This is a genomic window from Aliidiomarina haloalkalitolerans, assembly GCF_003987315.1.
In the GTDB taxonomy this organism is placed as follows: domain Bacteria; phylum Pseudomonadota; class Gammaproteobacteria; order Enterobacterales; family Alteromonadaceae; genus Aliidiomarina; species Aliidiomarina haloalkalitolerans.
Genome location: NZ_PIPI01000001.1, coordinates 866652 through 879718, shown reverse-complemented (window position 1 = coordinate 879718; position 13067 = coordinate 866652). Strand labels below are relative to the sequence as shown.

The 13067-nt window shown below is 49.4% G+C and carries 9 protein-coding genes; 7 read left to right on the top strand and 2 right to left on the bottom strand.

Annotation, left to right across the window (positions count from 1 at the left end; translation table 11 throughout):
• Positions 1 to 4 precede the first annotated feature (4 nt).
• From infB to CWE06_RS04020, 7 genes are all read left to right on the top strand, one after another.
• Entirely contained in the window at positions 5 to 2692 is a 2688-nt protein-coding gene (gene infB, locus CWE06_RS04050; RefSeq protein WP_126791371.1) for a translation initiation factor IF-2, read from the top strand.
• A gap of 542 nt (positions 2693 to 3234) precedes the next feature.
• Complete coding sequence (gene rbfA / locus CWE06_RS04045; protein ID WP_126791369.1) at positions 3235 to 3630, top strand: 30S ribosome-binding factor RbfA; 396 nt, start codon at positions 3235 to 3237, stop codon at positions 3628 to 3630.
• A 3-nt stretch (positions 3631 to 3633) separates the two neighbouring features.
• Positions 3634 to 4563: a tRNA pseudouridine(55) synthase TruB gene (gene truB / locus CWE06_RS04040; protein ID WP_126791367.1), complete on the top strand. Its 930-nt coding sequence runs from the start codon at positions 3634 to 3636 to the stop codon at positions 4561 to 4563.
• An 86-nt stretch (positions 4564 to 4649) separates the two neighbouring features.
• A complete protein-coding gene (gene rpsO / locus CWE06_RS04035) occupies positions 4650 to 4919 on the top strand; it encodes a 30S ribosomal protein S15 (RefSeq protein ID WP_126791365.1) in 270 nt (89 codons plus the stop codon).
• Between the two features lie 207 nt (positions 4920 to 5126).
• The gene (pnp, locus tag CWE06_RS04030) at positions 5127 to 7247 is read left to right on the top strand and encodes a polyribonucleotide nucleotidyltransferase (protein WP_126791363.1); all 2121 of its coding nucleotides are present in this window, start codon (positions 5127 to 5129) and stop codon (positions 7245 to 7247) included.
• A 331-nt stretch (positions 7248 to 7578) separates the two neighbouring features.
• A complete protein-coding gene (gene nlpI, locus CWE06_RS04025; protein WP_126791362.1) occupies positions 7579 to 8496 on the top strand; it encodes a lipoprotein NlpI in 918 nt (305 codons plus the stop codon).
• A gap of 19 nt (positions 8497 to 8515) precedes the next feature.
• Positions 8516 to 9427 (top strand): hypothetical protein, encoded by a 912-nt coding sequence (locus tag CWE06_RS04020; RefSeq protein ID WP_157981127.1) that lies wholly within the window; start codon positions 8516 to 8518, stop codon positions 9425 to 9427.
• 21 nt (positions 9428 to 9448) lie between these two features.
• Here CWE06_RS04020 and CWE06_RS04015 read toward each other — a convergent pair whose 3' ends face one another.
• Together CWE06_RS04015 and lipA are read right to left on the bottom strand one after the other, a co-directional pair.
• Positions 9449 to 11863, bottom strand: a complete 2415-nt coding sequence (locus tag CWE06_RS04015) for a S9 family peptidase (RefSeq protein WP_126791358.1) — start codon at positions 11861 to 11863, stop codon at positions 9449 to 9451.
• A 187-nt stretch (positions 11864 to 12050) separates the two neighbouring features.
• Positions 12051 to 12962, bottom strand: coding sequence for a lipoyl synthase (gene lipA, locus CWE06_RS04010; RefSeq protein WP_126791552.1), 912 nt, complete (start codon positions 12960 to 12962; stop codon positions 12051 to 12053).
• Positions 12963 to 13067 lie beyond the last annotated feature (105 nt).

Genomic DNA, 13067 nt, shown 5'->3' with positions numbered 1-13067 from the left:
TTAGATGGCAGAAGTCAAAGTCGAAAAACTTGCCAGTGATATCGGAACCTCCGTTGATCGCTTGCTCACGCAATTAAGCGAAGCTGGAATTAAGAAGTCCGGTGCAAGTGATACAGTTTCTGAAGATGAAAAGGCGCAATTACTGGCGCATTTGAACAAGGCTCATGGTGGCGACGGTAACGCCGCTCCGAGTCGGATGACACTGAAGCGGAAAACACGTAGCACCCTCAGCATTAATGCTGGCCCGGGTAAAGCGAAGGCAGTTCAAGTTGAAGTTCGCAAAAAGCGCACTTACGTGAAGCGTTCTGCAGAAGAAGAGCAGCGCTTAGAAGAAGAGCGTTTAGCTGCTGAGCAGGCTGAAGCCGAAGCGAAGGCGAAAGCTGCTGCGGAAGCAAAAGCAGCTGCCGAAGCGAAAGCTGCAGCTGAGGCAAAAGCCAAGGCGGAAGCCGAGGCGAAAGCGAAAGCAGATGCTGCGGCAAAAGCTGACGCAGCAAAAGCCAAAGAAAAAGCGAAGCCGCAACCAGAAAAGTCGCCAGAAGAAAAGGCGAAAGCTGAAGCTGCCCGCGCTGAAGCAGAAAAACTGCGTAAAGCACAAGAAGCTGAAGCGGCGAAGAAAGCGGAAGAAGAAGCCAAGCGTCAAGCTGAAGAAGCTCGTCGTTTAGCTGAAGAGAACCAAGCGCGTTGGGAAGAAGAAGAAGCCCGCCGCAAGAAAATGGAAGAAGAAGACGTTCACTTCACAACCTCTGCCACGGCTAAATTTGCCGAAGAGCAGCAAGACACTGAAGAAGAACGTCGTGGTCGTCGCACGCCGAAGAAAACCAAGCGTCGTGGTAAAGACGACGAAAAAGATGATTCGCCACGTCGTGAACGCCGCCGTAAAGGTAGCAAGCGCTCACCAAGTAGCATGCAGCATGGCTTTAATAAGCCAGCAGCACCGGTAGAGCGTGAAGTTCGGATTCCGGAAACCATTACGGTTGCGGACCTTGCGAACCGTCTGGCGATTAAAGCGACTGAAGTGATTAAAGCGATGATGAAGATGGGCGAAATGGTGACCATCAATCAGGTGCTTGATCAAGAAACAGCGTCGTTAGTGGTTGAAGAGCTAGGTCACAAATTCGTATTGGTAAATGACAACGAACTTGAGCAAGCAGTTCTTCTAGACCGTGGTGATGAAGGTGAACTACAGTCACGTGCGCCGGTTGTTACTGTAATGGGTCACGTTGACCATGGTAAAACCTCATTGTTGGACTACATCCGAAAAGCGAAAGTAGCAGCGGGCGAAGCAGGTGGTATTACTCAGCACATTGGTGCGTACCACGTTGATACCGGCCACGGTATGATTACTTTCTTAGACACTCCGGGTCACGCGGCGTTTACGTCAATGCGTGCACGTGGTGCGAGCGCAACCGATATCGTCATTCTAGTTGTTGCTGCAGACGATGGTGTGATGCCACAAACTGTAGAAGCAATTCAGCACGCGAAAGCAGCTGGTGTGCCGTTGGTTGTTGCCGTAAACAAAATTGACAAGCCAGAAGCTGATCCGGACCGTGTGAAATCTGAGCTTGCTCAGCACGACGTATTGTCTGAAGAATGGGGCGGTGAAGTTCAGTTCGTTCACGTTTCTGCGAAGAGCGGCGAGAACATCGACGGCTTGCTAGAAGCATTATTGCTGCAAGCCGAGATGCTTGACCTGAAAGCAAGCTTTGATGGCATGGCGAAGGGTATCGTTATCGAATCGCGTCTAGACAAAGGTCGCGGCCCGGTGGCAACCATTTTGGTCCAAAACGGTACGTTGAATCGTGGCGATATCGTTCTGTGTGGCTTGGAATACGGCCGTATTCGCGCTATGCGCAATGAGCTAGGTCAGGATGTTGAAACTGCTGGTCCGTCGATTCCAGTAGAAATTCTCGGTTTGTCGGGCGTTCCAGCTGCTGGTGACGAAGTTAACGTCGTGAAAGACGAGCGCAAAGCGCGTGAAGTCTCGAACTATCGCCAGGGTAAATACCGTGAAGTGAAGTTAGCACGTCAGCAGAAAGCGAAACTGGAAAACATGTTTAGCAACATGCAAGAAGGCGACGTTTCTGAACTGAACTTAGTGGTAAAAGCGGACGTTCAAGGCTCTCTCGAAGCTATTATCGAATCTTTGACTAAGCTCTCTACGGATGAAGTAAAAGTCAATATTATCGGTAATGGTGTCGGCGGTATTACAGACACCGACATGAGTTTGGCTGGTGCTTCGAATGCAATCGTAATTGGCTTTAACGTGCGTGCTGATGCAACTGCTCGCCGAACTGCCGAGAACGAAAGTATTGAATTGCGTTACTACAGCGTCATTTACGACTTGATCGACGAGATCAAACAAGCAATGACCGGTATGCTTGCTCCTGAGTTTAAGCAACAAATTATCGGCCTTGCTGAAGTTCGCGATGTCTTTAAATCACCGAAAATTGGTGCTATTGCCGGCTGTATGGTTACCGAAGGTATTGTGAAGCGTTCTGCGCCAATTCGTGTTCTACGTGACAACGTGGTGATTTACGAAGGCGAACTTGAGTCACTTCGTCGCTTTAAAGACGACGTGCAAGAAGTTCGTAACGGCATGGAATGTGGTATCGGCGTTAAGAACTACAACGACGTCCGAGTCGGCGACCAAATTGAGGTCTTCGAAACCATCCAAGTCGAACGCACACTGTAAAATGTTGAGGCAGCGCTTGCGCTGCCTCGCTTTTAAAAGTGGCATGATTGCAGCTTGTAGTTCGAGGTGAGTCTGCTTACGCACACCAGGAAACGGACTTTCGCAAAGACGCCGTGAACCCATCCATGGGGGCTTGTCTTCGCCATCCTTGGCTCAGACACTTTGCCAAAGTCCATTCCCTTCAGTGCTTGCAGACTAAATCGCCCGGCTTTGGCTGCACTCATGCCACTTTTTTAATCTGTTTGATTTTTTATCGTACAACGCTGATGGTTTATACCTGTAGTAGTCGAAAGATTACCGGTATCGGTTAACTGATACGCAAGCGAAGATGACAACGCTTACCGTGATCAATGACGGCGACGACTGCACCTGCAGGGTATTGCATAAGTGGGAGTCCGAGCCATGGATGGCGAGGCCAAGCCCCCATGGACGGGTTTACGGCGTCCCATGTTGCAATACCCTGCGGGTGCAGACAAAAGTCGACGTAACGCTAAACTATTAGCGTTGTTATCCGAGCTCGTAAGCAGGATTGAGGAGTATTTATGAAGAAGCAATTTAGTCGGACCGATCGGTTTTCGCAGCAGATGCAGCGCGAGATTGCGATGATTCTGCAGCGTGAAATTAAAGACCCGCGAGTTTTAATGCCGACTGTTAACGATGTGGAAGTGTCGAAAGACCTTGGCTATGCCAAAGTGTTTGTGACTTTCTTACAGGATGACCCAGAGCAGGTCAAAACAGCACTAGGTGTGCTTAACGAAGCGGCGGGTTATATTCGTTCGTTGCTCGGTAAGCGAATTAAATCGAGGGTGACGCCAGAGCTACGCTTTGTGCATGATGTAAGTTTGCTTGAAGGGATTCGCATGGCGAGCCTAGTGCGTGAAGCACGTGAGCGCGACGAAGAGCGAGCGAAGAACAATCCGGACGACGAACAGGAATAAGCTGTGGCGAGACGAACACGTGGTCGATTAGTCGATGGTGTGATCCTGGTGGATAAGCCGTCAGGGGAATCTTCTAATCGGATACTGCAACAAGTAAAACGAGCGTTCTACGCCCAGAAAGCAGGACACACAGGCGCATTAGATCCATTAGCAACGGGCATGCTACCGGTGTGTCTTGGTGAATCAACTAAGTTTGCTCAGTTTTTGCTCGACGCTGATAAAGGCTATCGAGTGGTTGCGGAGCTAGGTATTCGCACCAACACGAGTGACGCCGATGGCGAAGTTGTTGAGCGTCATGACGTGACGGTTACGCCCGAGCAGGTACGCGCTGCGATCACACCATTTATAGGCGATATTCTGCAAGTGCCGTCGATGTTTTCTGCCCTTAAGCATGAAGGTAAACCACTTTACGATTATGCTCGTCGCGGTATTGAAGTCGAGCGCAAAGCCCGTCCAATTACAATTTACTCGATAGACGTTGTCGCTATTGAGCTTCCTTTTGTCACGCTCGATGTACACTGTAGCAAAGGCACTTATATTCGCTCTCTAGTGGATGATCTTGGCCAAGCGTTAGGCTGTGGCGCCTATGTTAAAAGCTTGCATCGTACGCGCGTTGGCGACTATCCAGCTGACGCAATGCATTCTTTGGAAGAGTTGCAAGCGCTGGTCGCGGATCGTGACGATCCGGCTGAGTTTGATTATTCGACGCTTGACGCTTTTTTGCTCCCCATTGACGCTCCGGTGCAGCAACTTGCGGAAGTAAAGGTGTCTGATAAAGCCGCGGGTGGTTTCTTGCACGGCCAACCGGTCGCCGCGGAGACTACAACGCCATTATTACGTGTGCGTCGTGCCAGTGACGGAGTTTTTCTTGGCGTTGGTGAACGCCGAGAAAGCGACGGTTTATACTGGCCAAAGCGCGTTGTGGTGTTGTAATCGGCTAGTAACGCGCGTATAATTCGCGCTCCCGCTTGGGCTGAATTAGTGATCGGCTCGGGCATCATCAAAACTGGAGTAACATTATGTCACTAACAGCTGCTCAAAAAGCACAAATCGTAGCCGACTACGCACGTGGCGAAGGCGACACAGGTTCACCTGAAGTTCAGGTAGCTTTGTTAACTGCGCAAATCAACCACTTGCAAGGTCACTTCAAAGAGCACAAGCACGATCACCACTCACGTCGTGGTCTGCTGCGCATGGTAAGCCAACGTCGTAAGTTGTTGGACTACTTGAAGCGTAAAAATGAAGAGCGCTATGTAGACCTGATTAAGCGTCTAGAATTACGTCGCTAACAGTTTACATGCAAAGGGGCCTCAGGGCCCCTTTGTTATTTTTGGCGTTTGAATTGTGGTTTATGGTCAGGTTTTTGCTTAAAGATTGCGCACTTGCTTTCTTTAGGTGAGCTTATTCCGTTATAATGCAGCGTTGAAAGTAGTTAAAAAAGCACAGGGCCCGGGAAAAGTAGGGGCGAAATTAAGTAAGTAAAGGAAAAACAAAACGTGAATCCGATTATTAAGCAATTCCAATATGGTCAGCACACTGTCACTCTCGAAACGGGCGCAATTGCTCGTCAAGCGACAGCCGCTGTTATGGCAAGCATGGACGACACAACGGTATTAGTCACTGTTGTTGGTAAAAAAGAAGCGCGTCCAGACGCTGATTTCTTTCCGCTGACCGTTAACTACCAAGAGCGTACTTACGCTGCGGGTAAAATTCCAGGTGGTTTCTTCAAGCGTGAAGGCCGCCCTTCAGAGAACGAAACATTAACGAGTCGCCTTATTGACCGTCCAATTCGTCCGCTGTTTCCAGAAGGTTTCTTTAATGAAGTTCAGGTGATTGCAACAGTTATGTCGCTAAACCCTGAAGTTAACCCAGATATCGTTGCTTTGATTGGTGCGTCTGCCGCATTGACAATCTCTGGTATTCCATTCAATGGTCCAATCGGCGCAGCGCGGGTTGGTGTCATCAACAATGAATACGCTTTGAACCCAACGAAGACTGAGCTTGAGTCATCAGCACTTGACCTCGTTGTTGCCGGTACTGAAGCTGCCGTATTAATGGTTGAGTCAGAAGCGAACTTACTCAGCGAAGAAGTGATGTTAGGCGCTGTGGTTTACGGTCATGAGCAAATGCAGACAGTCGTTTCAGCGATTAATGAGTTTGCTGCCGAAGTCAATGCTCCGAAGTGGGATTGGGTACCGGCTGCTAAAAATGAACCACTGATTGCAAAAATCAAAGAATTGGCTGAGAGCAAAATCGGCGAAGCTTACCGCATCACCGATAAAGTTGAACGTAAAAACGCTTTAGGTGTGGCACTGAAAGAAGTGATTGAAGCACTGAAAGCGGACGACGCAGAACTGAATGAAAAAGAAGTGGGTGACATCTTCCACGAATTCGAATCACAAGTGGTGCGTCGTCGCGTTATCGCGGGTGAGCCGCGCATCGACGGTCGTGAACCAGACATGGTTCGTGCACTTGACGTAGCGACCGGCGTGTTACCGCGCGTTCACGGTTCAGCAGTCTTTACTCGTGGTGAAACTCAAGCAATCGTTGCAGCTACCTTAGGTACTGAGCGTGATGCACAGAATATCGACGAGATTATGGGTGCGCGCACGGATCGCTTCATGTTGCACTACAACTTCCCTCCGTACTGTGTTGGTGAAACGGGTATGGTCGGTTCACCGAAGCGTCGTGAAATTGGTCACGGCCGTTTAGCAAAACGCGGTGTGTTAGCGGTTATGCCAAGCCCAGAAGAATTTCCGTACACCATTCGTGTGGTGTCTGAAATCACTGAATCAAACGGCTCAAGCTCAATGGCTTCAGTCTGTGGTACCTCATTGGCGTTGATGGACGCTGGTGTGCCAATTAAAGCTTCAGTTGCTGGTATCGCTATGGGCCTTGTTAAGGAAGGCGACGACTTCGTTGTTCTTTCTGATATCCTTGGTGACGAAGACCACCTTGGTGACATGGACTTTAAAGTTGCTGGTAGTGCGACCGGTGTGACTGCATTACAGATGGACATCAAAATCGAAGGGATTACCAAAGACATTATGGAAAAAGCGTTGGCACAAGCAAAAGCTGCCCGTTTACACATTTTGTCGGTGATGGACCAAGCAATTAGCTCGGCGCGTGACGATGTCTCTGACTTTGCTCCACGTTTCCACATCATGAAGATCAACCCAGAGAAGATTCGTGATGTTATCGGTAAAGGCGGCGCGGTTATTCGCGAGTTGACCGAGTCAACCGGTACGAGCATTGAAATCGACGACGACGGCACCATTAAGATTGCTGCGACTGACGAAGCTGCTGCACAAGCGGCTGTGAAACGCATCGAAGCGCTTACTGCTGAAGTCGAAGTAGGTCGTATTTATGAAGGTAAAGTTGCACGTATCGTCGACTTCGGTGCGTTTGTAACCGTATTACCAGGTAAAGACGGCTTAGTTCACATTTCGCAAATCAGCGACAAGCGCGTTGAAGATGTGAACGACTACTTGTCAGTTGGCGAAGTCGTGAAGGTCAAGGTTCTTGAAATTGACCGTCAAGGCCGCGTGCGTTTGAGTATGAAAGAAGCGCAAGAGTCGACAGACAGTGCGGAAGCAACTGGCGACCAAGCCGAGTAATTCATCGAATAGGTGAAATGAAATAGCCCTGAGCATGATGCTCGGGGCTTTTTTTTGGGTTTTTGCTATGTTTACAAAATCTTGACGGAATAGGAGTGTGATCTGAGTCGTTATCTCAGTGTCATTCGCAATAACTGGAGGTAATGACGATGAAAAACTTACAAGCAACTTGGAACAAACCACTGGAGAATCAGATCAGGCGTTTACGCCAACAAGACTAAAGCATGCTGAAGTTTTATTGTTAGGTTTTGTTTAAAATTCTCCGCGCCCCTAGGCGCTCCGCTGTGGATGTGATTAAATGAGAATTCATGCTTGAAAGGCGGAGAGTACGGTGAAAATATTGCGTATAGTTGGTGTTGTTCTAGGACTGATATTGATCAGCGGTTGTACCAGTAGTGCGGGCTTAAACGGGGAACAGCAACCGGTTGAGCGTGTGCCAGACTCTATGGCCGGTTACGAACCAAATTTATACTTGGTTGAGCCTCTGCCCGTTAACCGAAGTATTGAGATTGAACTGCTTCAGTTAAACGAATTGCTCAGCTCCGGCAACCTCGATGATGAGCAACGAGCGTATTTACTGCAACGGCGTGCGGTGACACACGATCAACTTGGTTTGCGTACACTTGCGTTGGTGGATGCAAATCAAGCACTCGAATTAAAGCCAGACTTGGTCGATGCGTATCATGTCATGGGGATTTATTTGACCGCAATGGGCGATTACCAATCCGCGTTCGAAGCATTTGATAGCACAATTGAACTGGCGCCAGATCATGATTATGTCTATCTGAATCGCGGTTTAGCTGCGTACTACAATGGCCAGTATTTCCTCGCTCACACTGATTTTGCCGACTTCTACTTTCAAAATCCTGCCGACCCATTTCGAGTGATTTGGTATTACTTTGCTGGTCGCGAGCTCGATAGTGGCCGCGCCGAGACTCAGCTCCGTGAACATTGGCCAGCTGCGACGGAGAATCCTTGGGGCCAAGAGATTATTGCTTATATTCTTGGCGAAAAAAATGAAGAAGAGTTAATTCGCAGTGCATTTGAACGCAGCAATGATCAAGAAGAGTTGAATCATTATTTATGCGAAGCATACTTCTATATGGGAAAAATGGCTGCGACACGTGGGCAAACCTTTGCTGCGATTAATTATTTCAAGCTGGCCTTAGCGACCAACGCTTACAGCTACTTAGAACATCGTTATGCGCGAACTGAAATTCAAAAACTCCGCCAGCAACTCGAAGACTAGTCGCGCATTTGTTTGGCCCATGCTAGGGGTAGCATTAGGTGCTGCCTCTTTTGTCTGGTGGGCCAGCAGTTCCGATCAATGGCAAAGCTGGTTACAGAAAAAAGAATCATCACCGCAAACTATCGCCGCTTTTAGCAAGCAAGTTCCGGTGCAACTACCCGCGCCACACTGTGACGTTTTGCTGAATTTCTTTGGTCGTTTAGACGATCTTCCGTCTAGTCAGTCTTGGTTAGAAACCACTCAGAATTTGTATACTCATGAGGACGCAGAAGTGCGTTTTTGTGGACGTTTAATTACTGCAGTTTGGGCGGAAGAGTGTGCGGATCGAGATGGTCGAGCAACCTGTCAATTGCTTGATCCCGACACCTATGATCAGGTTTGGATGCAGCCGGCCTGGCCGGCGGCTCAGCAAGTGGACGTCGTACTCACTGATTCAGGTTTAGCGAATACCCGTAATGGTTTAGTGTTTATTGATCGCCAAGCGCGGGGTCGCGTGTTGGCTCATGAGCTTGGCCATACGCTGGGTTTAGCCGATGAATATCCAATGAGCCGTGATTTGGCTGAGCGTTTTTGTGCAGGTGAATTCGACTTTTCAGCGTTAAATATGATCATTACTGATCGTCAAGAGTTAACGACTGCGGAGCTGGTGAGTTTAACCCAAACGTTACCATGGGTGCAGCATCTGCAGCAGCCAATTGCGCAGAAACGCGCTGAGAATGTTTGGCAGTTAGGTTCAACCGACCCCTTGCGAGTAGGATTGCATCCGGTTGCAACTTGCGAAGATACAGGTTTCTACGCGTGGCGACCAGTTGGGTATGTCACCCTGATGCAGCAACATGAGGTGGGGCAAATGCCGAACGTTTACCTGCGTCTCATGCAAACTAGGCTAAATAAAAAGGCCAGTGATACCACTGGCCTTTATAGCGATTAGCTGGCGCTATCGTTACCGAAACTACTCGGCATTCTTAACAAACTCGTCAAGCCACTCGACGGTTTCCCACAACATGTGTAGGACCGACTCACGTGCACGGTAGCCGTGAGATTCAAGCGGCAGCATGACTAAGCGAACGGTGCCACCATTCCCTTTTACAGCTTGGTATAGACGCTCACTCTGCATCGGGAAGGTACCCGAGTTATTGTCGTCAGTACCATGAATGAGTAGTAAAGGCGTTTTCAGTTGATGCGCAGCAAAGAAAGGCGACATCCGCTGATACAGTGCTGGGTCATCCCAAATGGTCCGCTCTTCGCGCTGGAAACCAAACGGAGTAAGCGACCGGTTGTATGCACCGCTACGGGCGATACCTGCACGGAACAGGTCTGAGTGAGCAAGCACGTTTGCAGTCATGAATGCACCATACGAATGGCCGCCTAATGCAAAGCGATTTCGATCACTAACGCCACGCTCAACACCGTAATTGATGACAGCTTCTGAGTTCATAATTAACTGTTCAATAAAGGTATCGTTCGGGAGTTCGTCACCTTCACCGACAATCGGCATGGTTGCTGCGTCAAATACCGCATAGCCTTGAGTGGCTAAGAATTGCGGATTCCAATAACTAATGCGATTAAAGCGATAGGGTGAACCACTTACCTGAGCTGCGGCAGCTGTGCTGCGATACTCACGCGGATAAGCCCATACGATGGTTGGTAATGGGCCATCGCGCTCTTGGTCATAACCGGCTGGTAAGAATAGGTTCGCTGACATCGGTAGACCGTCCGCGCGCTCATAATTAACTAATTCACGGCTGATGTCCAAGGTATGAGGCATTGGGTGGGCAGTATTAGTTAATGCCACTAAGCTCTCATCAGTCAGATTACGAAGGTAGAAGTCAGGTGGCGTATCGACGCTTTCACGCTGGGTTAAGAATACCTTGTTCTCTAAATCGATCAGTGACCATGGGCGCTCGTAATAAGGTGCTTCTGAACGCCAGAGACGCTCTGTTTCGCCTGTTAAGAGGTTGCGACGGTCAATGAATGGACGATCACCTTCGTCTGAGGCGCCTGTACCAGTTAGAATTAAGTGACCGTCATCGAGCAGCAGCACGCGGCGACCATTTTCTAAGGTGGTGGTTAACGGCTGACCTGGATCATTGTAGCTGTCGTCATAAGCGCGTTCCCAAACAAGCACTGGTTCAGCGTCACCGTCTGGACTTATGCGCCATAAACGCTCTTGACGCTCAGCCCACCAGCGTTCCCACACGAGAGCGGTATTGCCGTCAGCTGCTAGTAAACGCGCGTAGCGAGTTTCTAATTCTGCTAATAACTTAGGCTCTGCGTTAAATGGTGCAGGTAATTGATAAACGCGGTCGCGAATATCAGCGGGGGCGCGTGAGTTACCGCCATCGCCGGCAACCGCCCAAACTAGGGTCGCGTCAGCGTCGTTACGCCAGCTAATGCTACGACGATCCGGAACAACGACGTCGAAACCGATCGGTAAGTTGTCCGCCACACCTTGTTCAACAACGGTATAGACTGGCTTACCTTGCTTATCCCAAACGACTGTATTGCGCGCGAAACGGAAGTGTGGCACCGCATAAGAATATGGTTTTTGCAGCGCAGTGACGAGGATAAACTCGCTATTTGGCGCCAGGCTGATGTTGTTAATCACACCAACTTTACCAAGGTTGTGGCTGCGACCACGTTGGTCGATGCGAGCAACTTGGCTAGAAAAATAATAGTCGAAAAGAGCAACGTCGTGGCTATCGGCGAGGAGGTCTTGATACGTCCGAGCAGGTGCTGAACGGCCACGAGATTCAGTTACAACCGGTGCTGCAGGTACGCGTGAACGTTGTGGTGCTGCGCCGCGCTTCGCGTCAACTAATAACGTATAGACCGATTGCGAGTCATGGCTCCACTCGATTTGCGCGCCCCAAACCGCATTAACTGCAGCTTTGCTCCACTGGCTAGCGCGACCTCGTTCAACGTCAATGCGCCATAAGTAGGTGCCGTTCTGTTCCATATTCAAGAATGCAATGGTTTTGCCATCCGGTGACCAGCTCATGCCCATAGCGCGCATGTTTTGCGGCAGACCACGAATAGTCCGGCTGGAGCCATCAGCGATATTTAGCAGGCGAAAGCCTGACACATAACGACTTTGGCTTATGGTTTGGTTGTCAGGATTAATTCGCATCCCGGCCAAGCGGTATTCACTGGCAGCCAAGTCCACTAAGGTTGGCAGCGCAGGGTAGTCAAGAACGAGAAGAACATCCCCATTCGGACTAAGGCTAGCACCAGGAGCTGGCGCCGCATCGACGATATCGATAATTTCTTGAGCGGGCTCTTGGTAACCGGTGTGAACCGGATTCGCAAAAGCGACGCTACTAAATATGAAGCACAAAAGTGCGAATGCACTAACTAAACGTGCCATGAGAGGTCTCCCTGAAGTATGAAACAATTCACCATGAAACCTGATTTTAATGCGGATGGCTAGCCTGATGAGATTAATTGATGAAATTAGCGATGGATGGCGTTTCGGCGCAGTGAACTAGAAATGAAAAAGGAGGCTAGGTTGCCTCCTTTCATGATTTAGTGAATTCACCTAAGGTTATTTAAGCTTATTTCACTTCAATACCAGCGGCCTGTAAATCAGCATGGTAGGACGAACGCACAAGTGGGCCAGATGCAGCTTGGGTAAAGCCCATCTTGTCAGCTTCGCGCTTAAACATGGCAAATTCGTCTGGGGTAACATAACGTGCAACCGGAATATGGTGACGGCTCGGTTGCAGGTACTGCCCAATCGTTAACATGTCGACGTTGTGACGGCGCAGGTCTTCCATGACTTCTAAAATTTCTTCGTTGGTTTCGCCAAGACCGACCATTAGTCCTGACTTGGTACGCACATCTGGGCGGCGCTCTTTGTATAGCTTCAATAAATCTAGCGACCACTGATAGTTGGCGCCTGGACGAGCTGCTTTATATAAGCGCGGCACGGTTTCTAAGTTATGGTTAAAGACGTCAGGCGCTTCACCTTCAAGAATATCTAAAGCCACGTTCATACGACCACGGAAATCAGGCACGAGTACTTCAACGCGAATCCCAGGACTGTGGGCACGGATCTCACGGATACAATCGGCGAAATGTTGTGCTCCACCATCGCGCAAATCATCACGATCGACAGAGGTAACAACGACATACTTAACGCCCATGTCGCGAATGGTCAGTCCCAGCTTGTGTGCTTCTTGCGGATCTGGCGGCAATGGACGACCGTGGGCAACGTCACAAAACGGACAGCGACGGGTACAAATATCGCCGAGAATCATAAACGTTGCGGTACCATGGTTAAAACATTCTGGTAGGTTAGGGCAGGAAGCTTCCTCGCACACAGAATGCAGCCCATGCTTACGCATCGCTTTCTTAATGTTATCAATTTTCTCAGTTGACGCTGGCAACTTCACTTTCAACCACTCAGGCTTGCGAAGCATTTGTTCACGTTCAACAGGAACAATTTGTACCGGAATCAAAGACATTTTGTCAGCGTCACGGAGCTTGGTACCCGCCTCAATACGTGCACTTTTAGCGGCAGTTTGTTTCGCGCTAGTTTGTTGACTTACTGGCTCAACTTTTACTACGTC